Annotated in this window: 23 protein-coding genes and 1 tRNA gene; 10 read left to right on the top strand and 14 right to left on the bottom strand. The window is 66.6% G+C overall.

Annotated features, from left to right (window positions below):
- Positions 1 to 2 precede the first annotated feature (2 nt).
- Entirely contained in the window at positions 3 to 506 is a 504-nt protein-coding gene (locus KO490_RS10745; protein ID WP_216019418.1) for a YbjN domain-containing protein, read from the bottom strand.
- A 199-nt stretch (positions 507 to 705) separates the two neighbouring features.
- On the opposite strand from KO490_RS10745, the gene cobD reads away from it, so the two are divergent.
- The 5 genes from cobD to KO490_RS10720 all read left to right on the top strand — a co-directional run bounded on the left by cobD (position 706) and on the right by KO490_RS10720 (position 4534).
- Positions 706 to 1686 (top strand): threonine-phosphate decarboxylase CobD, encoded by a 981-nt coding sequence (cobD, locus tag KO490_RS10740; RefSeq protein WP_216019417.1) that lies wholly within the window; start codon positions 706 to 708, stop codon positions 1684 to 1686.
- Between the two features lie 26 nt (positions 1687 to 1712).
- Complete coding sequence (locus tag KO490_RS10735; RefSeq protein WP_216019416.1) at positions 1713 to 2174, top strand: hypothetical protein; 462 nt, start codon at positions 1713 to 1715, stop codon at positions 2172 to 2174.
- Between the two features lie 62 nt (positions 2175 to 2236).
- Positions 2237 to 3142, top strand: coding sequence for a polyphosphate kinase 2 (gene ppk2 / locus KO490_RS10730; protein WP_216019415.1), 906 nt, complete (start codon positions 2237 to 2239; stop codon positions 3140 to 3142).
- A 22-nt stretch (positions 3143 to 3164) separates the two neighbouring features.
- The gene (locus tag KO490_RS10725; RefSeq protein WP_216019414.1) at positions 3165 to 4025 is read left to right on the top strand and encodes a PhzF family phenazine biosynthesis protein; all 861 of its coding nucleotides are present in this window, start codon (positions 3165 to 3167) and stop codon (positions 4023 to 4025) included.
- The gene (locus KO490_RS10720) at positions 3965 to 4534 is read left to right on the top strand and encodes a TerB family tellurite resistance protein (RefSeq protein WP_371822302.1); all 570 of its coding nucleotides are present in this window, start codon (positions 3965 to 3967) and stop codon (positions 4532 to 4534) included. The genes KO490_RS10725 and KO490_RS10720 overlap by 61 nt, the downstream gene beginning before the upstream one ends.
- Here the strand turns inward: KO490_RS10720 and KO490_RS10715 are convergent.
- The 3 genes from KO490_RS10715 to KO490_RS10705 are packed head-to-tail and all read right to left on the bottom strand — an operon-like array spanning position 4531 to position 7906.
- Entirely contained in the window at positions 4531 to 5841 is a 1311-nt protein-coding gene (locus KO490_RS10715) for an FAD-binding oxidoreductase (RefSeq protein ID WP_216019413.1), read from the bottom strand. The two genes, KO490_RS10720 and KO490_RS10715, sit on opposite strands and share 4 nt — an antisense overlap.
- The gene (locus tag KO490_RS10710) at positions 5838 to 7193 is read right to left on the bottom strand and encodes a glutamine synthetase family protein (protein ID WP_216019412.1); all 1356 of its coding nucleotides are present in this window, start codon (positions 7191 to 7193) and stop codon (positions 5838 to 5840) included. The genes KO490_RS10715 and KO490_RS10710 overlap by 4 nt, the downstream gene beginning before the upstream one ends.
- Positions 7190 to 7906, bottom strand: a complete 717-nt coding sequence (locus KO490_RS10705; RefSeq protein ID WP_216019411.1) for a type 1 glutamine amidotransferase — start codon at positions 7904 to 7906, stop codon at positions 7190 to 7192. Before KO490_RS10705 ends, KO490_RS10710 begins: the two co-directional genes overlap by 4 nt.
- A 76-nt stretch (positions 7907 to 7982) precedes the next feature.
- On the opposite strand from KO490_RS10705, the gene KO490_RS10700 reads away from it, so the two are divergent.
- Together KO490_RS10700 and KO490_RS10695 are read left to right on the top strand one after the other, a co-directional pair.
- Positions 7983 to 8444: a GNAT family N-acetyltransferase gene (locus KO490_RS10700; RefSeq protein WP_216019410.1), complete on the top strand. Its 462-nt coding sequence runs from the start codon at positions 7983 to 7985 to the stop codon at positions 8442 to 8444.
- Between the two features lie 49 nt (positions 8445 to 8493).
- Positions 8494 to 8570: transfer RNA gene (locus KO490_RS10695), tRNA-Arg, on the top strand.
- A gap of 16 nt (positions 8571 to 8586) precedes the next feature.
- Here the strand turns inward: KO490_RS10695 and KO490_RS10690 are convergent.
- The 3 genes from KO490_RS10690 to KO490_RS10680 are packed head-to-tail and all read right to left on the bottom strand — an operon-like array spanning position 8587 to position 12207.
- A complete protein-coding gene (locus KO490_RS10690; RefSeq protein ID WP_216019409.1) occupies positions 8587 to 9549 on the bottom strand; it encodes a diguanylate cyclase in 963 nt (320 codons plus the stop codon).
- A gap of 1 nt (position 9550) precedes the next feature.
- On the bottom strand, positions 9551 to 11872 hold the full coding sequence (locus tag KO490_RS10685) for a response regulator (RefSeq protein WP_216019408.1): 2322 nt from the start codon (positions 11870 to 11872) through the stop codon (positions 9551 to 9553).
- A complete protein-coding gene (locus KO490_RS10680; RefSeq protein ID WP_216019407.1) occupies positions 11869 to 12207 on the bottom strand; it encodes a hypothetical protein in 339 nt (112 codons plus the stop codon). The genes KO490_RS10685 and KO490_RS10680 overlap by 4 nt, the downstream gene beginning before the upstream one ends.
- Before the next feature lie 190 nt (positions 12208 to 12397).
- Here KO490_RS10680 and KO490_RS10675 point away from each other — a divergent pair, with 190 nt between their 5' ends.
- Both KO490_RS10675 and chrA read left to right on the top strand, forming a co-directional pair.
- On the top strand, positions 12398 to 13564 hold the full coding sequence (locus KO490_RS10675; RefSeq protein ID WP_216019406.1) for an FAD-binding domain-containing protein: 1167 nt from the start codon (positions 12398 to 12400) through the stop codon (positions 13562 to 13564).
- A 75-nt stretch (positions 13565 to 13639) separates the two neighbouring features.
- Positions 13640 to 14764, top strand: coding sequence for a chromate efflux transporter (gene chrA / locus KO490_RS10670; RefSeq protein ID WP_216019405.1), 1125 nt, complete (start codon positions 13640 to 13642; stop codon positions 14762 to 14764).
- Here the strand turns inward: chrA and KO490_RS10665 are convergent.
- On the bottom strand, positions 14761 to 15357 hold the full coding sequence (locus tag KO490_RS10665; protein WP_216019404.1) for a YitT family protein: 597 nt from the start codon (positions 15355 to 15357) through the stop codon (positions 14761 to 14763). The two genes, chrA and KO490_RS10665, sit on opposite strands and share 4 nt — an antisense overlap.
- A gap of 65 nt (positions 15358 to 15422) precedes the next feature.
- A complete protein-coding gene (locus tag KO490_RS10660; protein WP_216019403.1) occupies positions 15423 to 15914 on the bottom strand; it encodes a lactoylglutathione lyase family protein in 492 nt (163 codons plus the stop codon).
- A gap of 111 nt (positions 15915 to 16025) precedes the next feature.
- Between KO490_RS10660 and KO490_RS10655 the strand changes: the two genes are divergently transcribed.
- Entirely contained in the window at positions 16026 to 16964 is a 939-nt protein-coding gene (locus KO490_RS10655) for a LysR family transcriptional regulator (RefSeq protein ID WP_216019402.1), read from the top strand.
- Here KO490_RS10655 and KO490_RS10650 read toward each other — a convergent pair.
- From KO490_RS10650 to KO490_RS10630, 5 genes are all read right to left on the bottom strand, one after another.
- Positions 16907 to 18238: a glutamine synthetase family protein gene (locus tag KO490_RS10650; RefSeq protein ID WP_216019401.1), complete on the bottom strand. Its 1332-nt coding sequence runs from the start codon at positions 18236 to 18238 to the stop codon at positions 16907 to 16909. The two genes, KO490_RS10655 and KO490_RS10650, sit on opposite strands and share 58 nt — an antisense overlap.
- Positions 18239 to 18243: 5 nt before the next feature.
- A complete protein-coding gene (locus KO490_RS10645) occupies positions 18244 to 19068 on the bottom strand; it encodes an ABC transporter permease (RefSeq protein WP_216019400.1) in 825 nt (274 codons plus the stop codon).
- Entirely contained in the window at positions 19065 to 19943 is an 879-nt protein-coding gene (locus KO490_RS10640) for an ABC transporter permease (protein WP_216019399.1), read from the bottom strand. Before KO490_RS10640 ends, KO490_RS10645 begins: the two co-directional genes overlap by 4 nt.
- Before the next feature lie 79 nt (positions 19944 to 20022).
- On the bottom strand, positions 20023 to 20748 hold the full coding sequence (locus tag KO490_RS10635) for a transporter substrate-binding domain-containing protein (protein WP_216019398.1): 726 nt from the start codon (positions 20746 to 20748) through the stop codon (positions 20023 to 20025).
- A 30-nt stretch (positions 20749 to 20778) separates the two neighbouring features.
- A complete protein-coding gene (locus KO490_RS10630; RefSeq protein ID WP_216019397.1) occupies positions 20779 to 21561 on the bottom strand; it encodes an ABC transporter ATP-binding protein in 783 nt (260 codons plus the stop codon).
- Positions 21562 to 21665: the final 104 nt, after the last annotated feature.

Here is a 21665-nt window from a genome sequence, read left to right as displayed (position 1 = left end):
CCTCAGGCTCGTCCGTAGGTTTCCCCAAGCGCGATGTCCAGCGCCTGGCGCGGTTCGGCATTGCCCCAGCCCACCAGCTGGAAGCTGGGATAGAACCGCTCGCAGGCCTTCACGGCATTGACGACGATCTGGTCCACCTGATCGGGCGTGGGCATCTGGTCGGGCCCCAGCACAAGGCCATAGCGCCAGACCATCTGCCGCTGCCCCGCCCAGTAGGTGAAGTTGCCGTCCCACACGGTGTCGTTGGCCAGGTTCAACACCTCGAACAGGGCCGGGCGGCGGTCCTGCGGCGGGTCCAGATCGAAGCTGCAGACAAGGCGCAGCACCTCGTCGCGGGCCGACCAGGCCAGCGTCAGGCAATAGCTGCGCCACTGCCCCTCGATCGCCATGACAAGCTGATCCTCGGCCAGTCGGTCGAAGTCCCAATCGCGCAGGCTTGCGACCTCTTCGGCGATGTCGATCGGGTGTATCCCGTCGCTGTCGATGAAAAGTTCGGTCTGCGCCATGGCGTCGTATCCTTGCGGGCGGTGAAGGGCCCTCTATCGGTGGGGTGAAACACAAGAAGGGGCGTGATCGCGCCTTCGTTCATACCATATATCGTGTGTTCATGGCGACCGGCTGTAAAGTCGAAAGCTGTGGATGGATTGCACGGGCCGGACGGTCGCCCTAGGACATGGACAGGGACAAGCTGGGGACAGATGCAGGATGCAGCGCGATCACGGGGGAAATCTGGACTGGGCGCAGGCGCATTGGGGCGGGGATGACTGGATCGACCTGTCCACGGGGATCAACCGTCGTCCTTGGGTTCCGGGCGTCTTATCCACAGAAGCGTTCCGCGCCCTGCCCACCGGAACCGCCGAATCGCGGCTGATTTCCGTGGCCGCCGAATGGTTCGGATGCCCCGCCGACATGGTGCTGCCAATGGCCGGCGCATCCGCCCCGATCCAGGCGCTGCCGCGCATCCTGACGCCCGGACATGCGGCGGTCCTTGCCCCCAGCTACAACGAACATGCCGCCAGCTTGAAGGCCGCGGGCTGGCGGGTGACGGATGCCCCGACCCTCGCGCGGATGGAGGGGGCGGATCTGGCCGTCGTCGTGAACCCCAACAATCCCGACGGGCGCGAATTCCCCCCGGCGACGCTGCGCGCGCTTGCCGCGCGGACGGGCCGGCTGATCGTCGACGAAAGCTTTGCCGATCCGCGTCCCGACCTGTCGCTGGCCCATGACCTGCCCGCCAACGCGGTCGTCCTGCGCAGCTTCGGCAAGTTCTGGGGCCTTGCGGGTCTGCGATTGGGCTTCGTCATCGCGGCCCCTGCCCTGCTGGCGCGTCTGCGCGAATTCAGCGGCCCCTGGTCCGTCAGCGGCCCCGCGCTGGAGATCGCGACCCTTGCGATGGCGGATCGCGAATGGGCGGCCGATACCGTCACCTATCACGCCGAGGCCGCGAACAGGCTGGACATGCTGGCCATGGGCGCGGGCTGGTCGGTGGCGGGCGGCACGCACCTGTTCCGACTGTTCGACACGCCGGATGCCGCCGCCGCGCAGAATGCATTGGCGCGACACCGCATCTGGTCGCGGCGCTTCCCCTATTCCGACCGCTGGCTGCGTCTGGGCCTGCCCGGCACCCGCGCCGAATGGGACCGGGTCGCGACTGCGCTTGCCGCCATCCGAGGCGTCGCGCCATGATGCCCCGACCATCGAAAGCCACCGCCATGCGCCTGATCCTTGTCCTTTCCGCCTGCCTTGCCACCCCCGCCCTGGCCGATGCACCGCTGATCGTGCTGGACCGGACGCAGCTGCCCTTCGATCTGGGCCCCGGTCATCCCGCGAACCGGCCCTCGCGCACGGGGAATTCGCCCAACGCGCCGTGGAATTCGGCCGGGAATACCGCCAATTCGCCCTCGGCCTGGCAGAACCGCCCGTCGAACCCCGAAAACGAACAGCGGCTGATCTTCACCTCGGATGGCAGCGTGCTGGGTTATTACGCGCAGAATGCGGGGGGCGTGCTCAACATCTTCGACACGCAGGGGCGCCGCTTCGCCTATCGCCCGGCGCGGGGAACCCGCAGCATCTTCTCGGTTTCGGGGGAATGGTGCGGGACGGTGGACAACCCGCGCGGGGGTGGCATGGTATTGGCCATGACCCCCGAATGCGCCCGCCGCTTCGGGCGCTGACGCGTCACTGTCACACGAACCACCTAAGACCCCGCCCGACACCACCCCTTCGGAGAAGACCCATGGATGAGACCGCCCGCGATTGGCTGGAAGCCGAACTTCAGGAAACGCTGGACGAGGACATGGAGATCGAGCTGGAGGATGCCATCCTGTCCGAGGAGATCCGCCGCATCTATCGCAGCCATCATCCCGACCAGATGGACCGCAAGACTTATTTCCAGGAACTGCTGCGCCTGCAATCCGAACTGATCCGGCTGCAGGACTGGGTCAGCTATCACAAGGAAAAGGTCGTAGTCATCTTCGAGGGGCGCGACAGCGCCGGCAAGGGCGGCGCGATCAAGCGCATCACGCAGCGCCTGAACCCGCGCGTGGCCCGCGTCGTGGCCCTGCCCGCGCCGTCCGACCGCGAGAAGACGCAATGGTATTTCCAGCGCTATGTCCCCCATCTGCCCGCGGGCGGCGAAATCGTCCTGTTCGACCGCAGCTGGTACAACCGTGCAGGCGTCGAACGCGTCATGGGCTTTGCCGACGAGGAACAGGTCGAGCAGTTTTTCCAGGACGTTCCCGAATTCGAACGGATGCTGGTCCGTTCGGGCATCCGCGTCATCAAGTACTGGTTCTCGATCACCGACGAGGAACAGCAGATGCGCTTCCTGATCCGCATCCACGATCCGCTGAAGCAGTGGAAGCTGTCGCCCATGGACCTGCAATCGCGCATCCGGTGGGAGGCATATACCAAGGCCAAGGAGGACATGTTCGAACGCACGAACATCCCCGAAGCGCCTTGGTACATCGTTCCGGGCAACGACAAGAAACGCGCCCGCCTGAACTGCATGAGCCATCTTCTGAGCATGATCCCCTACGAGGACGTCCCCCACGAGGAGGTCCGCCTGCCCGAGCGCGTCTTCAACCCCGATTACGAACGAGAGGTCTTGCCGCGAGAACTGTATGTGCCCCAGAAATACTGATGCAGGTGAACCGGGGGCCCGAATGCTGAACTATCATATCCGCGACGTCTTCACGGACCGCGCCTTCGCGGGCAACCCGTTGGCGATCGTGATGGAGGCCGACGGGCTGACGGGCGCGCAGATGCAGGCCATCGCGACCGAGTTCAACCTGTCCGAGACGATCTTCGTCACCGCCCCCACGAATCCCGACCACGATGCCGCCGTGCGGATTTTCCTGCCCCGTGCCGAGATCCCCTTTGCGGGCCATCCCGTCATCGGATGCGCCCTGCATCTGTCGGGCGGACGCGACGGGCGGATCGCGCTGGAATGCCAGGCGGGCCTCGTTCAGGTGGAAATCGCGGATGGTCGTGCCGAACTGACCGCGCCGGTCCTGCCCCGTCTGATCGCGGGCGATGTCGATGCGACGGAACTGGCGGCGGCGCTGGCGCTGGCGCCCGAGGATATCGGCTTCGGCACCCATGCCCCCTGCCGTGCCGAGGCCGGGCCGGGCTTCGTCTTCGCGCCGCTGCGCGATATCGCAGCGCTGGAACGGGCGCGGCCTTCGGGCGATGCCTTCGCGCGGATCACGGCGGGCCTGGGCAAGCTCTATGCCTTCGCGCCCGATGGCGGCGGCTTCCGCGCCCGCATGTTCGCCCCCGAGATGGGCGTCCCCGAAGATCCCGCCACGGGGTCCGCGACCGTTGCGCTGGCGGCCCCCCTGCTGGCGGCGGGCGTGCTGCGTCCGGGCGAAAACGCCTTTGCCCTGCGCCAGGGGGTCGAGATGGGCCGCCCGTCCGATCTGGGCCTGCGCATCGACGTGGCGAATGGCGCGCTGAGCCGCGTATGCGTGTCCGGCCGCAGCGCGCCCGTCGCCTCGGGCCGCATCGCGATCCCGCCGATGTGACGCGCATTCGCCTTGCCCGCATCGCGCGGGCGGGGCATCCTGCGGCGATGTTCAAGGATATCCTCAACCGCCTTCTGGGCGAAGATCCGCATCCCCAGCCGCTGGCCTCGTCCGAGGCCGAGCTGGCGATTGCCGCGCTGCTGGTCCGGGTCGCCCGGTCCGACAACAGCTATGACGAGACCGAGCGCCAGCGCATCGACCGCGTGCTGGCCCGCCGCCGCGGCCTGTCCCCCGACGAGGCCGCGCATCTGCGCCTTGATGCCGAAGCGATGGAGGCCGAGGCCAGCGATACCGTCCGCTTCACCCGCCAGATCAAGGACATGATCGCGCTGGACGACCGCGCCGGCGTGATCGAGGCGATGTGGGAGGTGGCCTATGCCGACGAGGACCGCGCCGCAGACGAGGAATCGCTGATCCGTCTGGTCGCGGGGCTGTTGGGCATCCCCGACCGCGAAAGCGGCCAGATCCGCCAGCGCGTGCTGGACCGCATGGGCCTGCCGCGCGCCTAGAACCCCAGCCGGTCGCGCAGCCCGTACCAGGCCATGCCCGCCACCAGCAGCGGCCCGCGCAGCAATGCGCCGCCCGGAAACGCACGCGTGGGCACCGCGGCCATCGCGTCGAAGCGCCCCGCCTGCCCCGCGACCGCCTCGGCCATCAGCCGCCCCGCAAGCGTCGCCATCGCCACCCCGTGCCCCGAGAACCCGCTGGCCGACAGGCAATTCGCCGCCGGTCGTGCGAAGCAGGGCATCCGGTTCATGGTGATCGCCAGCGTGCCGCCCCAGGCATGGGTCAGCTCAACCCTTTCCAGCTGCGGATAGACCGACAGAAGATGCGGCCGCACGGTCGCGAAGATGTCCTTGGGGAAACGGTAGGTCACCGTCTCGCCCCCGCCGAAGACCAGGCGGCGTTCATGGTCCAGCCGCCAATAGTTCACGACGAACTTGGTGTCGGCCACCGCGAAACGGTCGGGCAGGATCTCGGGGAAATCGTCGCCAAGCGGACGGGTGGCCACGATATAGTTGTTGATCGGCATGACCCGCGCCGCGACATGCCCGTCCAGCCCGCCCAGATATCCGTTGGCCGCCAAGATCACGTGCCGCGCCCGCAGGCTGCCCTGCGCGGTGCGGATCGTGCTGTCCTGTCCCGCATGGGATGCGTGGTCGATGCCCGTCACCTCGGACCGTTCATGGATGACGGCACCGGCATCCCGCGCCAGCCGCGACATGCCCAGAACCAACGCCAGCGGCTGCACATGGCCCGCCCCCATATCGACGTCGCCCCCTGCATAGGCGCTGCTGCCGATGGCCTGCGCCAGCCCCTGACGGTCCAGCGGGCGGACCTTGTCATAGCCATAGTTCCGCGCAAGGTGATCGGCCATGTGGCGGGCATGGGCGATCTCGGGGTCCGTCCGGCAGGCATGGGCGATGCCGAAACGCACGGGCACGCCGGATTCGGCGGCCAGCGCGCGGGTCAACGACTTCGCCTCTTCGGCCAGATCCCACAGCCTGCGGGCGGCGTCGCGGCCCAGCTGCGCCTCCAGCCAGTCGACCTCTTGCCGCTGGCCCGACCCGATCTGCCCGCCATTGCGCCCCGACGCACCGAAGCCCACACGCTGCGCCTCCAGCACGGTGACCGTCAGGCCCTGCCGTGCCAGGTGCAGCGCCGCCGACAGCCCTGTATATCCCGCCCCGATCACCGCGACATCCGTGCGGGCATCGCCCTGCAGCGGCGGCAGCTCGGGCTGCGGCCCCGCCTGCGCGGCATAGAGGCTGGGCGGATAGGCCCCCGGCGCGTCGTTCAGATGCAGCAGGTTCATACGTTCAGCAGCAGGTGTTCACGTTCCCATGGGCTGATGACTTGCAGGAACTCCTTGTATTCGTTCCGCTTCACGGCCTCGTAGACGGCGCAGAACTCCTCGCCCAGAACCTCGCGCATGGGGGCGCTGTCGGCCATCAGATCCAGCGCGTCGCCCAGGTTGTAGGGCAGTTCGTCCCGCGACATGTAGGCATCGCCCAGGCATTCGGCACGCGGATTCTCGGCCTCGATCAGACCCAGGTAACCGCAGGCAAGGCTGGCCGCGATCCCCAGATAGGGGTTGCAATCCATGCCCGCCAGGCGGTTCTCGATCCGCCGCGCCTCGGGGCCGGAAATCGGCACGCGCAGGCCGGTGGTGCGATTGTCGCGCCCCCATTCCAGATTGATGGGTGCCGCGAAATCCGGGACATAGCGGCGATAGCTGTTCACATAGGGCGCAAGCAGCGCGACTGCGGCAGGCAGATGGCGCTGCATCCCCGCGATGAAATGCAGGAATGCGCCCGTCTCGCGGCCCTTCTCGTCCGAGAAGATGTTGTTCCCCGTCGCAATATCCGTGACCGAATGGTGGATATGCATGGCGCTGCCTGGTTCGCCCTCGATCGGCTTGGCCATGAAGGTCGCGAAGCAGTCGTGACGCAGCGCAGCCTCGCGGATGAGGCGCTTGAAGTAGAAGATCTCGTCTGCCAGCGCGACCGGATCGCCGTGGTTGAGGTTGATCTCGACCTGGCCCGCGCCGCCTTCCTGCAGGATGCCGTCGATCTCGAATCCCTGCGCCTCGGCAAAGTCGTAGATGTCGTCGATCACCTTGCCGTATTCGTCCACCGCCGACATGGAATAGGCCTGCTTGGCCGCGGCCCGCCTGCCCGTGCGCCCCATCGGCGGGATGATCGGCTGGTTCGGGTCGATGTTGCGCGCGACCAGGAAGAACTCCATCTCGGGGGCGACGACCGGGCTCCAACCCTTGTCGCGATAGAGCTGGACCACGCGTTTCAGCACGTTGCGCGGGGCGGTCGGCACCGGGTTGCCCTGCTGATCGACCGCGTCATGGATCACCTGCAGCGTCCAGTCCGCCGTCCAGGGCGCCGCGGTCGCGGTGGTGAAATCTGGCGTCATCACCATGTCGGGTTCGGTGAAGGCCCCCGCCGGGTTGTCCGCCCATTCCCCGGTGATCGACTGCAGGAAGATCGAGTTCGGCAGATAGAACTTTTCCTGCCGCGCGAATTTCGAGGCGGGCATCGCCTTGCCCCGCGCGACGCCCGCGATGTCGGCCACGATGCATTCGACCTCGTCCAGGCGACGGTCGGCCATGTAGTCCCGCGCCGCCTGCGGCACCTTGTCGGTCCAATGTGTCATGCGGCCCCCTTGTCGGTGGTTGTCTGCGTTGCAGCGGTGCGCGGCGCCTTGAGGAAGGCCTCGATGCGGTCGGCCAGAAGCCCGGTATCCTTGGGTTCATCCATGCGTTCGGCCGCGAGGTCCAGCAGATCCTGCGGGACGACGCCCTTCGCGCGGGTGTCCATCAGGCCCTGGACGAAGGCATCTTCGAATTCGGGATGGGCCTGCACCGTGAAGGCCCGATCGCCATAGATCAGCGCCGCATTCTCGCAGAATGCGTTGCTGCCCACCGGCACGGCACCTGCGGGCCTGCGGGTGACCTGGTCCTGGTGCCAGGCGTTCAGGCGGACGGTCTGGCCGTCGAAATCGTAATCCTGCGTGCCGACGGCCCAGCCGCCAGCGAATTTCTCGACCTTGCCGCCCAGTGCCTGTGCGATGATCTGGTGACCGAAGCAGATGCCCACCATCGGCATCCCGGCATCGTGGATCCGGCGGATCAGATCCTCGAGCGGGGGGATGAAGGCGTGATCCTCGTAGGCACCGTGGCGCGAACCGGTCAGCAGCCAGCCATCGGCCTCGTGGATATCCTGCGGGAACTCCATCTCCTCGACATGCCAGTTGCGGAACTCGAACCCGCGGCCGGCCAGCAGGCGCAGGAACATGTCGGGATAATCGCCCAAGCCTTCCTTCAACTGGGCAGGCGACTGGCCGCATTGAAGTATGCCGATACGCATGAAAAACCTTGATGTTGCTGATATTGCGAAGGTAGCCATCGGAACGGGTCAGCTGCAAGGGTCAAAGGCCAGGGGAATGAACATCACCATCGCATCCGAGGATCCGCGACATCCGGATCTGGACCTTCTGTTCCACCGCCATGCCGAGGCGATGCAGGCCGACACGCCGCCCGAATCGATGCACATGCTGCCGCGCGCCGAGCTCGTGTCCGATCGCATCGGCTTCTTCGTGCTGCGCATCGACGGACGGCCCTGCGCGATGGGCGCGCTGAAGGATCTGGGCGATGGACTGGGAGAGCTGAAATCCATGCATGTCCTGTCCGAAGATCGCGGACGCGGCCTGTCGCGGCAGATGCTGGCGCATCTGATGAAGACCGCCCGCGCGCAGGGCCTGACGCATCTGTCGCTGGAAACCGGGGCGCAGGCCAGCTTTGCCGCGGCACGGGGGCTTTATTCCCGGGCGGGCTTTGCCGAATGCCCGCCCTTCGGCAGCTATCGCCCCGATCCGAATTCCGTCTTCATGACAATGGCGATCTGACGCAATTTGCCTTTGAAAGCGTCAGGCCGTGACGCTATGACGACGCCACGGCCCCGTAGCTCAACTGGATAGAGCACGGACCTTCTAAGTCTGTGGTTGTGGGTTCAAGTCCTACCGGGGTCGCCAAAATCCTCCAGTCCCGTCAATGCATCGCCCTGCGCGGCTGATCCTGCATGGCATCGGTCGCAGGGGGGGCGGCAACCATCCCGTCGACCGAGACCCGGTTCCGGCCCGACCCCTTGCTGCGATAGAGCATCCTGTCGGCGGCTGTCAGCCAGTATTCGGCATCCAGCCCCGGTTCGGACATCCCCCATGCGACGCCGACGCTGACCGTCACGCAGGGGCCCGCATCGGATGCGCCATGCGCGATGGCCAGCGCCTCGATCCGGGCGCGGATCGTTTCGGCCATATGCGTTGCGCCCTCCAGGTCGGCATCGGGCAGGATGCAGGCGAATTCCTCGCCGCCATAACGGGCCGCGAAATCCGCGCCCCGCTGCATGCATCGCCCGATCTCGGCCCCGACCTGGCGCAGGCAGCGGTCGCCCTCGGGATGGCCCAACGTGTCGTTGAAGCGCTTGAAATGGTCGATATCCATGAGGATCACGGCAAGCGTCCCCTCTTCGCGGGCCAGGCGGCGCAGCTCGGATTGCAGCTTGCGTTCCAGCATCCGACGGTTGCCAAGCCCCGTCAGCGCGTCGGTCAGCGCCTGATCGGCCAAGCTGTCGCGCATGCGCTTCATCTGGACGTGGTTCGCGACCCGGCGGCGCAGCGATGCCGGGCGAATGGGCTTGGTCACGAAATCGATCGCGCCGGCGGTCAGCCCGCGGACCTCTGCTTCGTCATCGCCCAGGCCCGTGGCGAAGATGACCGGGATGTCGGCAAGCTGCCTGTCGTCCTTCAGTGCGCGGCACAGCTCGTATCCGTCCATGTCGGGCATCACCACATCCAGAAGGATCAGGTCGGGACGGACCTCGTGGACGGCCTCCAGCGCCTGGGCGGCGGACAAAGCGAAGCAGACTTCGTACTCCTCTTCCAGCGCGGCGCTGCAGATCTCGATATTGGCAGGATCATCGTCGATGATCAGGATGGTGGGGCGATCGGTCATGTCAGTTTCCGGGTTCCAGGGGGAAGGGTCCGACCAAGCCGGCAGCGGTAGCATAGTCGAGACGTTGAAGGGCGATGGAGAGCGGGTGCGCGTGACGCGCAGTGTTCGGGACCTGCAGCGCATCGGCGAGCTCGTCGAAACATGCGCGCGCGGACATGCTGCGACGGCGGATCAGTTCGCCCAGTTTCCGACGCAGATCGTCGGCGGCGGCAGGATCGGCCTGGCGACCGGGTTCGGGCGTCACGGGGATGGCAATCCCGGATGCGGCGGCGACCGCCATGTCCAGCTGCCGGGCGAATTCCGGCATGATCGGCTGCACGGCCTTGCCGTCGCGGATCGCATGTTCCAACCGGCCGGCTTCGGCTGAAAGGTCGTCCAGTCCAAGCGACGCGGCCACCCCCTTGAGGCTGTGGATACGGCGATGCGCGGCCTCTTGGTCATCCCGGGCGACCAGGTCGTCCAGCAGGGCGACGTCATCCGCATGTTCGCGCGCAAAATCGGTGATCAGGCGGCGCAGCAACGCCTCCTTGCCGCTGAGGCGCCGAAGGGCTGCGGCCAGGTCGAAGGGTCCAAGCCGATCCGGCAGGTCGCCCGAGGGACCGGTCGGCCGCGCCTCCGGCGCCGCATCGCCCCGCAGGTGGCGCCGCAGAACCCGGATCAGGCGTTCGGGATCGACGGGCTTGGCGATATGGTCGTTCATTCCCGCATCCAGGCACCGCTGGCCTTCCTCGTGGAATGCATGAGAGGTCATGGCGATCACGGGAAGCTCTTGGCTATCATGGCGCTGACGGATGCGGCGCGTCGCGGTCAGCCCATCCATGCGCGGCATCTGCAGGTCCATCAGAACGGCGGCATAGCGGTTCTGCCAGACCATCTCGACCGCCTGCTGGCCGTCATGGGCGCAATCCACCTGCAGCCCGTTCTCGGCCAGCATGGCCAATGCGATTTCACGGTTGATCGGGTTGTCTTCGACCAACAGGACATGCTGCCCTTCGACGGCGCAATCGGGCACGGGCAGTGCATGTTCGACGGCAGGCACCTCCAGCAGGACGGCGAAGGTGAAGCTGCTGCCCTGGCCCGGCACGCTCTCGGCACGGATCCAGCCATTCATCTGCGTGACGATCTGGCGGCAGATCGTCAGGCCCAGCCCCGTGCCGCCGAAGCGCCGCGTGGTCGAGGCGTCCGCCTGCGTGAAGGGCACGAACAGGCGATCCAGCTGTTCGGCCGTCATCCCGATCCCGCAGTCGGAGATCCGGACCTGCAGCCCCGGTCGATTGTCGCAGGCTTCACCGACCGTGGCCTCGACCACGATCTCGCCATCCTCGCTGAACTTGATGGCGTTGCTCAGCAGGTTCAGCACGACCTGGTTCAGGCGCAGTTCGTCCCCCAGCACCACCTGCGGGACCGCATCGTTGAAGCTCAGCCGAAGGGTCAGTCCCCGGTTGCGCATTTCCTCGGCCATCAGCTGGCCCTGGGCGGAAATGGCCACACGCGGATCGAACTCGCGCCGCTCGAGGATCAGCTTCCCATCCTCGTTCTTCGAGAAGTCCAGAAGGTCGTTCACCAGCCGCAGCAGCGCCGTCCCGGCCGAGGCGATCTTGCCCAGCTGATCGCGCTGCCGGTCATCCAGGGAACCGCGCTGCAGCAGGTGGCAGAAGCCCAGGATCGCATTGATGGGCGTGCGGATCTCGTGGCTCATGTTGGCCAGGAACATGCTCTTGGTGCGGGTCGCGGCCTCGGCCTCTTCGCTGCGTTCTTGCAAGGCGCGGCCATTCGCGTCCAGTTCGTCACGCACGCGGGACAGATCCATGAAGGAATCGACCGTCTTGTCGCGCACCCACAGAAGGACGGTGGTCTGGAAGGCGACGACGCCCCCGTGCAGCAATGCGCGGCTCATGTCGCCGCCATTGGCGAAGACCGCACTGGGCAGGACATAGGACAGCACCAAATGGTGCAATGTCGTGGCGGTCGCAGCGGCCAGCAGCGCGCCCCGGTCGAACCAACCAAGGTTCAGTGCCAGCAGCGCGAAGAAATACATGTGCATGTCCATCTGCCAGGGATGGCCGCGAAAGATCAGCAGCAGCATGGCAGGCTGGGCGACCAGCGCCACGGCGGCCAGATACCGGGTCGTGGGCGCGATGCCCCAGGCCCGCCAGGCAAGGTGATAGATTGCGCCCAGAAGCACCGACCAGAAGACCGCAAGCGCAACGGGCATCCCGCCGGTCCAGGCCGCCGTCAGCCCCATCAGGGGCACATGCGCCCAGAACAGCGGCACCAGCATCCCCCCGAAGCGGCCCCGCAGGATATCCAGTTCCAGATTCACGACACCACCCCGCCCGAGGCGCAACCCAGATCGCGTGAATTAGGCAGGACCAGCCAGGCACCCTCGGCCCGCAGGCGGCGCGGAAAATCCGGATCGTCCGAAAGCGCGACCCCGAAACCGGGCAGGACGCCCTGGCGCAACAGACCGCCCCCGGCCCGCCATGCAAGGTCGATCAGCCCTGCCCCGCCGATCCGGGGATCGGTCACGACAAGGAACTGGCCCGCAACTCCGGGGCGAGTCACCTGAATGACCGTCAGGGCCAGAAGCAGGACAAGACCCAGCCCCAGGGCGGGGAACCAGTCAGGCATTTGGCGGCTGCTTGTGATATCGCTCATTCCACCCGTCTTTCGCATAGGTTGCATGTCCTGCATAAAGGAACGGGTCCCTGCAGTCCCTTGCTGGGTAGAATTCGAAAGACTCGGGTTTTAGGAAAAATATGCGTCCGGTGTGACAATCGAGACCCTTGCCCCCGTGGCCCGCGCATGGCCACCCTGCCGCAGCGGAACCGCATCTGACGGAGGTATCATGGCCTGGCCCGGTACCCGGATCGACGCCGAGAAACGCCTTGCCGATTTCGCGCCGTTCATGGGCGATGCCTATTGCAGACGGCGCGGATTCGACCGTGGCCCGGGTCGGCATTCGGACGTCTCGCGCCTGTCGCCCCTGCTGCGGCACCGCCTGATCCTGGAACGCGATTGCATCGAACTGGCGATCCGCACCCATGGGCGGGCCGCCGACAGGTTCGTCCACGAGGTCTTCTGGCGCAGCTACTTCAAGGGCTGGCTGGAACAGCACCCGCAGGTCTGGACCGACAGCCGCCCCGACGGGCCGCCGGACGAGGCCACGCTGCGCGCCATGCGGGGCGAAACAGGCATCGACTGCTTCGACGCATGGGTCCGAGAGCTGGTCGGAACGGGATACCTGCACAACCACGCACGGATGTGGTTCGCCTCGATCTGGATCTTCACGCTTGGGCTGTCGTGGCGCAGGGGTGCGGATTTCTTCCTGCGGCATCTGCTGGACGGCGATCCGGCGTCGAACACGCTGTCATGGCGATGGGTGGCGGGGCTGCACAGCCGCGGCAAGTCCTACCTTGCCGATCCCCGCAACATCGCGGAATTCACCCTGGGCCGATTCAACCCCACCGGACTGGCCACAACGGCACCCCCGCTGGACCACCAGGAACCCGATGCACCCGAACGCCGCCCCCTGCACGAACCGCAGGCACCGCAGCCGGGGCGCCCGACCGTCCTGCTGATCACCCCCGAGGATTGCCGCCCCGAGGATTTCGCCTGGCCCGAGACACCGCGTGCCGCAGCCACGCTGCACACAAGCCACCTGCGATCCGACCTGCCCGTGGCCCCCATGGTCGCGGAATACGAAGACGCGCTGTTGCGGGATGCGGGCCGGCGCAGCGGATACGAGGTGACGCGGCTGCGCGCGGGCGACCCGCGCCAGCTGGCGGATTGGGCGCAGGGCCACCGGGCCACCCAGATCGTCACGCCGCATGTCCCGACCGGTCCGCTGCGCGACTGGCTGGATGCCGCCCGCCCCCATCTGGACGCCCGCGGGATCACCCTGGCCCAGCAGCGCCGCGACTGGGACAGGATCGTGCATCCATTCGCAAGCGCCGGATATTTCAAGCTGAAAAAGCGCATCCCCGAGATCCTGCAGGCGACCGGACTGGCCTGAGGCGCGGCGTATTTCCCCATTGCACGCAACGGGGGCCCGGCGCATCAATTCCCCGAAACAGGCAAGAGGATCGCCATGAACCGGCAAGGCAGCCCCTCCGAGGTCTTTCGCGTGTTCCTGCGGCTGGGGCTGACCTCTTTCGGGGGGCCGATCGCGCATCTGGGCTATTTCCGGGATGAACTGGTGACCCGCAGGCGCTGGCTGGACGATGCGGCCTATGCCGATCTGGTCGCGCTGTGCCAGTTCCTGCCCGGCCCCGCCTCGAGCCAGGTGGGCTTCGCGCTTGGGCTGATGCGGGCGGGATGGCGCGGGGCGGCGGCGGCGTTCCTGGCCTTCACGCTGCCATCCGCGCTGATCCTGATGATCTTCGCGATGGGATGGGGCGCGGGCGGCGGGGCGCTGGCGGGCCTGAAGATCGTGGCCGTCGCGATCGTGGCGCAGGCCGTGCTGGGCATGGCCCGCACCCTCTGCCCCGACCGCGAACGCGCATCCATCGCGGTGATGGCGGTGGTGCTGCTGGCGCTGCTGCCTACGGCTGTCGGGATGATCGGGGCGATCATTGCGGGTGCCGCGGCGGGCCTGGCCCTGGGGCGGGGGCAGGCCCGTCCACCCGCGCATGCCCCGAGGCTGGCCGTCACGCGTCGCCAATCGCTGCTGGCCGCCATCGCCTTCGTCCTGTTGCTGATCCTCGGAACGGGCCTTTTCGGCGGGTTCTTCCGCGCGGGTGCATTGGTCTTCGGCGGCGGTCATGTCGTGCTGCCATTGCTGGAACAGGCGACGGTCGCGCAGGGCTGGCTGAGCCATGACAGCTTTCTGGCGGGATATGGCGCGGCGCAGGCCGTGCCAGGGCCGCTCTTCACCTTTGCGGCCTATCTGGGGATGGCGATCGACGGCATCCCGGGCGCGGTCATCGCCTTGGCGGCGATCTTCCTGCCGGGCTTCCTGATCCTGATCGCGGCCCTGCCCCATTGGGATCGGCTGAGGCAGGCAGCACTTGCGCAATCGGCCATGCAGGGCGCGAATGCGGCCGTGGTCGGCATCCTGGGGGCCGCGCTCTATGACCCGGTCTTCACGGGCGGGATCGGCGACATGGGCGATTTCGCACTGGCCCTTGCGGGCTTCGTCGCGCTGGTCGCGTGGCGGATGCCGCCCTGGGTGGTCGTCGCCGCCAGCGCGGCGGTCGGGGCGCTGATGGTCTAGGGCTGCGCGGGCGTGGGCAGGCGGAAGTTCCAGGCGATCAGCAGGTTCAGGATCACCGCCCCCACCAGCGACCACAGGAACTGGTCCACCGGCAGCACGAAGGCCGCCATCAGAAAGATCACGGCGTCGAAGCTCATCTGCACCCAGCCCGCCTTGATCCCGCGCGTTTCCTGCAGCCACAGCGCCAGGATGCCGATGCCGCCGGCGCTGGCCTTGTGGCGGAACAGCGCGATCAGTCCGATGGCGATGCAGCAGCCCGCAAGGATCGCGCCAAGGGGGACGGGCAGCGTCTGGAAGGTGACCAGCCGCCCCAGCAGGGGCGACAGCGTCGATATGCCCGCGACCGCGATCAGCGTGCGGATCGTGAAGGCCGCGCCGCGCTTGCGCCAGGCCAGCACGTAGAAGGGCAGGTTCAGCAGGAAGAAGGCCAGCCCGAAGGACAGCGGCGTGACGAACGAGGCCAGCACCGACAGCCCCGCAAGCTGACCCGTGACCAGTCCGCAGGATTCGAGGAACAGCACGCCCAGGCTTGTCATCACGATCCCGAAGGCGATGCCCTGAACGTCGTGGAACTGTTCCATCCTGCGGCCCATGCGGTATCCCCCTGCTGCGATTCTCCGCTTCTTAACGGGGGGCGCCGCGTCCTTGCAAGCGGTCCTCAGTCGTAGGCGCCCGCCGAATAGGTCAGCTCGTAGCTGTGGCTGTAGAGTTCGAAGACGATGCCGAAGGGATCTTCGACATAGACCATGCGATAGGGCTTCTCGCCGGGGAAATATTCGCGCACGGGCATGCGCTGACGACCGCCCGCCGCGACGATCTTCGCGGCCAGCCCTTCGACATCGGGGTCCTGGATGGCGAAATGGAAGGTGCCGTGGCGACGATAATCCAGGTTCTCCTCGGGGGGGCGGTTGCCGTCGAATTCGAACAGTTCCAGCCCGATCCGGTCCGCGGTCGCCATATGCGCGATGCGCAGACGGTTCCAGCCGGGGCCGAAGACATCGGTGCACATCGTGCCGATATCGCTGTCATCCTCGGTCACTTCGGTGGGCTCCATGATGACATAGAGGCCCAGCACGTCGCGGTAGAATTCGACGGCCTTGTCGAGATCGGGAACCGACAGGCCGATATGGGAAAAGCTGCGGGGATACATGATCGCTCCTTGGGGTGGTGGCGTTTGCGTAAGTGTCAGGGCGAAAATGGCCTTGCGGGGCGCGAACATCAAATTATGATTTGTCGCGTGTTTGATAATGAAACGTTTGTCATGCTGAACGCGACCTGGCTCGAGACCTTCCGCATCCTCTGCCGCACGGGCAGCGCTACGCGCGCGGCACGCATGCTGAACATGACTCAACCGGGCGTGTCGCAGCATCTGCGCAAGCTGGAAGGTCAGGCCGGGACCGAACTGGTCCTGCGCCAGGGCAAGGGCTTCGTCCTGACCGAGGCCGGGGACCGGCTGCGCAGGCTGGCCGAGGATCGCCACCGACAGGAACGCGACCTGATCGAGGGGTTGCGCGGCGACGACCCCGATCGCGGAACTTTGGCCATCGCCTGTTCGGGCAGCTTCGCGCTGATGCTGGGGCCGCGGCTGATCGCCCATGCCGCGACGCGACCGGGTCTGGGCATCACGCTGGAGGCCGCGCCGCAGCCGACCATCACCGAGGGCGTGTTGTCGGGACGGTTCGACCTGGGCATCCTGCATGCCGATCCGCAGAACCCCCGCCTGACAGCCACCGCCATCGGACAGGAGGAGCTGTGCCTGGTCATGCCGAAGGGGGCGCCGCCGCCCACGGGGATCGACGATCTGCAGGATCGCGGCTTTGTCGGGCACCCCGACGGCCCGGCGCTGGCGGATCTGCTGCTGGGTCCGAATTTCGACGACCATCCCGGCGGAGACCGTTTGCGCATCCGCGTCCACCTGAACCAGATCGGGCAGATCCCCCTGCCCATCGCGGCGGGCATCGGCTGGACCGTCCTGCCCCGCAGCGGCATCGAGGCAAGCCCCGCCCGCGACCGTCTGGCGATCTGCCCGTTGCCCGTGCACGTCCGTCAGCCCCTATGGCTGATCACCCTGGCCGCCCGGCCGACCACCAGCAGGCTGGAGGCTGCGGCCGGCCTGATCGGCGAAACGGCGGCGCTGCTGGATCAGACCGTATCCAAATACAGCTCGACGGTTTCCTCGTCGGACAGCTCGGCCATGTAGAACAGCTCTTGCCGCTTGGTCATCAGGTAGTTGTCGATCAGGTGCTGCGGGAAGATGCGCCGCATTTCGGGGCAGTTCGCGAAGGCTTCGATGGCCGAGCCCCAATCGGTCGGCAGCTGCGCCATCTGCTTGTCATAGGCGTTGCCGGTGAACGGCTCGGGCGCGGGCAGCTTGTCCTCCAACCCGTCCAGCGCCGCGCCGAGGATCGCGGCCACCGTCAGATAGGGGTTCACGTCGCCCCCCGCCACGCGATGTTCGATCCGGCGGGCCTTGGGCCCGGACGAGGGGATGCGGATGGCCGCGGTGCGGTTCTCGTAGGCCCAGCCGATGCTGGTGGGCGCATGGGCATTCGGCACCAGCCGGTCATAGCTGTTCTCGTGCGGGGCGAAAAGCAGGGTCGATCCCGGCATGGCACGCAGGCACCCCGCGACCGCGTGGCGCAGTTCGTCGGTGCCGCGTTCCGTGCCGTCGTCGAAGATGTTGCGCCCCGCCTTGTCCAGCACCGAGAAATGCATGTGCATGCCGTTGCCGGAAAACGCCTCGTAGGGCTTGGCCATGAAGCTGGCGGCAAAGCCGTAGCTGCGGGCGATCCCCTTGACCGCCATCTTGAACAGCCACGCATCATCGGCGGCCTTCAGCGGGTCGGCCTGATGCATCAGGTTGATCTCGAACTGGCCGGGTCCGGCCTCGGAGATGGCGGTATCGGCGGGAATGTCCATCGATTCGCAGACATCGTACAGGCGGGTGAAGAACTGGTCGAAGGCGTCCAGCGCGCGCAGGCTCAGAACCTCGCCGCCGGTGCGGCGCTTGCCGGAACGGGGGTTGGGGGGCACGCGCAGCTGGCGGCCGCTGTCGTCGATCAGGAAGAACTCGAGCTCGGTCGCGACGACGGGAACCAGCCCCGCGGCGTCATAGCGTTCGACCACACGGGCCAGCGCCTGGCGGGGATCGCCTTCATAGGCGCGGCCATCGGGATGGAACATCCACAGCGGCAGCAGCGCGGTCGGCGCGTCCAGCCAGGGCATCGGCAGGAAGCCGCGTTCGGTGGGCATCAGCAGCCCGTCGGGATCGCCGGATTCGAAGACCAGCGGGCTGTCCTCGACATCCTCGCCCCAGATATCGAGATTGAGGACCGAGAAGGGGAACTTCGTCCCTTCTTCCGTCAGCCGATCGGTATAGCGTGCGGGAATGCGCTTGCCGCGCGCCACCCCGTTCAGATCTGCAGCCGCAACGCGGATCGTCTTGACTTCGGGGTGTTCACGCAACCATTCCATTGGGATCATCTCACAAGTTGGGGCCTGTATCGGACGCGCCCGCCCTGCCCCGGCAGATGTCGGTTCAGGCGCTTGTTCACCCTGCCGAAAACCCAGATCAGCAGCAAGGTCGCGATGATGAAATACATCGCGGCCACCGGATAGGCGACGAAGGGGTTGAAGGTCCGGTCCGCGAAATAATTCGCGTAATAGAGCGCGTCCCCCTTCTGCTGGAACGCCGGGAACCCCGAGAAGAAGACCAGCGTCGTTGCATGGAACAGGAAGATCGCCTCGTTGGTATAGGCGGGCCAGGCAAGGCGCAGCATGGTGGGCCAGGTGATCCGGCGGAACCGCGACCAGCCTGCCAGGCCATAGGCATCCGCAGCCTCGATATCGCCCTTGGGCACCGACATCAGCGCGCCGTGGAAGATCTGCGCCGAATAGGCCGAGGTGTTGAGGATCAGCACGATCAGCGCACCGGCCCAGGCCTTGGTCAGCCAGCTGGTGGCCACGGTGATACCGAAGATCTCGATCCCCGCGCGGGGCAGCATGACCAGCGCCTCGTAGGCCAGGAAGAACTGGATGAAGAGCGGGCTGCCCCGGAACAGGAAGATGAACCCGTCCGCGAACTTGCGCAGGACGACGCTGCGCCCGGCCCGCGCGACGGCCAGACCCGTGGCGATGAAGAAGCCCACGAACAGCGCCAGCGCCGCGAAATACAGGTTCCAGATCAGCCCCGACCCGATCAGCACGAATTGCTGGCACAGGTCGAAATCGGATCGCGGCAGCAGCCGCTCGCCCATGCCGATCGAACGAAGGGCATAGTTGGAAAAGACTTCGGTGCAGGTCATGCGGCCCCCTTGCGCAGGGCTTCACCCGCCAGCGTTGCCTGCCCCGCCGACAAGCGGCGCGTCAGGCGACCGATGATCCGTTCGGACCCCCAGGTCATCAGAAGATAGAAGATCAGGATCCCGATGAAGTAATACAGCCGCCAGTCGGGATGCGGATAGGTGAAGGCGCTGGTCTTGGCCCCGCCCAGCTCGCGCGCCCAGTAGACGATATCCTCGACCCCCAGCAGGAACAGAAGCGGCGTGGCCTTGATCAGGATCATCCACAGGTTCGACAGGCCCGGAATGGCATAGGTCCACATCTGCGGGATCAGGATGCGGCGGCTGATCTGGCGCTGCGTCAGGCCGTAGGCCTCGGCGGTCTCCAGCTGCGCGCGCGGGACGGCGCGCATCGCGCCTGCCAGCACATTGGCCGCGAAGGCGCCGAAGACGATGGCAAAGGCCATGACCGCCAGCGTGAAGCCATAGACCTCGTGGACCCATTGCGGGCTGGTGGACAGGGGCAGCTTGGCGGCCGCGCAGACGACGAAATCGTTGCCCTGCCGGACAGGCGCGTCACCGCCGCACAGCGCCTTGTGCCGCAACCATTCCAGGCCCTGATCGACCGCGATGGGCACGAACAGGAAGAACAGGATGTCCGGCACGCCCCGCACCATCGAGGTATAGAGCCAGCCGAACCAGCGCAGCGGCGCAATCCGCGACCGCGAGGCCAGCGCCCCCCCGAAGCCGAAGGCCAGGGCCAGCGGCGCGGTGATCGCCAGAAGCAGCAGCACCGTGCCGAAACTGGCATAGAACATCATGTGCTTGCCCGATGTGAGGTAACACATCAGCCATGACAGCCCCTGAAGCGAGGCGGGATCGGCACATTGGGCAAGCATCGTGGTTCTTCCTTGCAGCCGTCCCCGTGGGGGCGGCCCTCATCTGGTCGGCCGCCCGCGAACGGGCGGCCATCTCGGATCACTCGTAGGTGGTGGCGTCTTCGCCCAGCCACTTCACGATCAGCTCGTTGATGGTGCCATCTTCCTTCAGCTCGGTGATGACGGCGTCCAGCTTGTCGCGCAGCTCGCCATCCGACTGACGCAGACCGATGCCGATCCCCTCGCCCAGGGCCACGTCCTCGCCGACCCAGACCAGCTGCCCCGAGGATTCCTCCACATGGGGGGTCAGCACGTCCTTGTCGGCCAGCACCGCGTCGGCCTCGCCGTTGCGGACGGCGGCCAGCGTGTCGTCCAGCGTCGCGTATTCCAGCAGCGTCGCGCCGGTCTCGGACACGTGACCCGCCTGGATGGTGCCCGCCTGCGCGGCGATGATGGCGGTTTCGGGATCGATATCGTCCGACAGCGCGACATAGGCCGATGCGATCGGCGGGATGTAGTTCTGCGTGAAGGAGATGACCTCCTGCCGCTCGGCCGTGATGCTCATCCCGGCCATGATCGTGTCGTAGTTCCCCGAGACGAGGTTCGGGATGATGGAATCCCAATCGTTCGTGACCCAGGTGCAATCCAGTTCGGCACGTTCGCAGATGATGTCGCCCAGCTCGCGTTCATAGCCGTCGACCTCACCGGAATCGTTGATGAAGTTATAGGGAGGGTATGCGCCCTCGGTGCCCATGCGCAGCGACTGGGCCTGGGCCACGCCCGCCCCCATCGCAAGGATCGCGGCGGTCAGTACGATCTTCTTCATATGGTATTCTCCCGTTGGTTTCTTGTCTTGTCAGCCGGCCATCGTCGCGGACAGGAACTGCCGCAGGCGGTCCGTCTTCGGCGCGCCGAACAGATCTTGCGGGGGGCCTTCCTCGCAGATGACGCCCTGATGCAGGAACACGACATGGTCGCTGACATCCGCCGCAAGGCGCATGTCATGCGTCACAAGGATCATGGTCCGATGCTCGGCCGCAAGATCCTTGATGACCTTCACGACCTCTTGCTGCAGTTCGGGGTCCAGCGCGCTGGTCGGTTCGTCGAACAGCAGCGCCTTGGGCTGCATGCACAAAGCGCGCGCGATCGCCGCGCGCTGCTGCTGGCCGCCCGACAGCTGGGCGGGCCATGCATCGCATTTGTCGCCGATGCCCACCTTGGCCAGCAAGGCGCGGGCGCGGGTCTCGACCTCGGCGCGGTCTTCGCCCAGCACGGTGACCGGAGCCTCCATCACGTTCTGCAGGATGGTCATGTGGGACCACAGGTTGAACTGCTGGAACACCATCGACAGGTTGGTGCGCAGGCTGCGGACCTGCGCGCGGTCGGCGGGACCGCGATCCTGGCCCTGCCCCTTCCAGCGCACGGGCTGACCCTCGAACAGGATCTCGCCCTCCTCGCTCTGCTCCAGCAGGTTGCAGCAGCGCAGCAGCGTGGACTTGCCCGATCCCGACGATCCGATCAGGCTGATGACATGGCCGCGCGGCGCGCGCATCGAGACGCCCTTCAACACCTGAAGATCGCCATATGATTTGCGAAGGCCCCGGATCTCGATGACCGGGGCGGCGGCGTCAATCGTCATGTCATTCCTGTCGTTCATCCGCGAATAGGGCGGGAATTGCACCGATTTTGCAACCGGGCATGCCGGGCAACCTGCCGATAATGGCAGATTGCCGCAGCGTCAGC

Origin of the sequence: Paracoccus sp. C2R09, from assembly GCF_018860625.1 — a bacterium.
In the GTDB taxonomy this organism is placed as follows: domain Bacteria; phylum Pseudomonadota; class Alphaproteobacteria; order Rhodobacterales; family Rhodobacteraceae; genus Paracoccus.
Note: the sequence above shows the minus strand (reverse complement) of the source record. Positions and strands in the feature narration are given on the sequence as shown.

Bases quoted from the DNA above. Each gene is read 5' to 3' on its own strand.
- KO490_RS10745 (WP_216019418.1), bottom strand. From the start codon at position 506: ATGGCGCAGACCGAACTTTTCATCGACAGCGACGGGATACACCCGATC.
- cobD (WP_216019417.1), top strand. From the start codon at position 706: ATGCAGCGCGATCACGGGGGAAATCTGGACTGGGCGCAGGCGCATTGG.
- KO490_RS10735 (WP_216019416.1), top strand. From the start codon at position 1,713: ATGCGCCTGATCCTTGTCCTTTCCGCCTGCCTTGCCACCCCCGCCCTG.
- ppk2 (WP_216019415.1), top strand. From the start codon at position 2,237: ATGGATGAGACCGCCCGCGATTGGCTGGAAGCCGAACTTCAGGAAACG.
- KO490_RS10725 (WP_216019414.1), top strand. From the start codon at position 3,165: ATGCTGAACTATCATATCCGCGACGTCTTCACGGACCGCGCCTTCGCG.
- KO490_RS10720 (WP_371822302.1), top strand. From the start codon at position 3,965: ATGCGTGTCCGGCCGCAGCGCGCCCGTCGCCTCGGGCCGCATCGCGAT.
- KO490_RS10715 (WP_216019413.1), bottom strand. From the start codon at position 5,841: ATGAACCTGCTGCATCTGAACGACGCGCCGGGGGCCTATCCGCCCAGC.
- KO490_RS10710 (WP_216019412.1), bottom strand. From the start codon at position 7,193: ATGACACATTGGACCGACAAGGTGCCGCAGGCGGCGCGGGACTACATG.
- KO490_RS10705 (WP_216019411.1), bottom strand. From the start codon at position 7,906: ATGCGTATCGGCATACTTCAATGCGGCCAGTCGCCTGCCCAGTTGAAG.
- KO490_RS10700 (WP_216019410.1), top strand. From the start codon at position 7,983: ATGAACATCACCATCGCATCCGAGGATCCGCGACATCCGGATCTGGAC.
- KO490_RS10690 (WP_216019409.1), bottom strand. From the start codon at position 9,549: ATGACCGATCGCCCCACCATCCTGATCATCGACGATGATCCTGCCAAT.
- KO490_RS10680 (WP_216019407.1), bottom strand. From the start codon at position 12,207: ATGAGCGATATCACAAGCAGCCGCCAAATGCCTGACTGGTTCCCCGCC.
- KO490_RS10675 (WP_216019406.1), top strand. From the start codon at position 12,398: ATGGCCTGGCCCGGTACCCGGATCGACGCCGAGAAACGCCTTGCCGAT.
- chrA (WP_216019405.1), top strand. From the start codon at position 13,640: ATGAACCGGCAAGGCAGCCCCTCCGAGGTCTTTCGCGTGTTCCTGCGG.
- KO490_RS10665 (WP_216019404.1), bottom strand. From the start codon at position 15,357: ATGGGCCGCAGGATGGAACAGTTCCACGACGTTCAGGGCATCGCCTTC.
- KO490_RS10660 (WP_216019403.1), bottom strand. From the start codon at position 15,914: ATGTATCCCCGCAGCTTTTCCCATATCGGCCTGTCGGTTCCCGATCTC.
- KO490_RS10655 (WP_216019402.1), top strand. From the start codon at position 16,026: ATGCTGAACGCGACCTGGCTCGAGACCTTCCGCATCCTCTGCCGCACG.
- KO490_RS10650 (WP_216019401.1), bottom strand. From the start codon at position 18,238: ATGGAATGGTTGCGTGAACACCCCGAAGTCAAGACGATCCGCGTTGCG.
- KO490_RS10645 (WP_216019400.1), bottom strand. From the start codon at position 19,068: ATGACCTGCACCGAAGTCTTTTCCAACTATGCCCTTCGTTCGATCGGC.
- KO490_RS10640 (WP_216019399.1), bottom strand. From the start codon at position 19,943: ATGCTTGCCCAATGTGCCGATCCCGCCTCGCTTCAGGGGCTGTCATGG.
- KO490_RS10635 (WP_216019398.1), bottom strand. From the start codon at position 20,748: ATGAAGAAGATCGTACTGACCGCCGCGATCCTTGCGATGGGGGCGGGC.
- KO490_RS10630 (WP_216019397.1), bottom strand. From the start codon at position 21,561: ATGACGATTGACGCCGCCGCCCCGGTCATCGAGATCCGGGGCCTTCGC.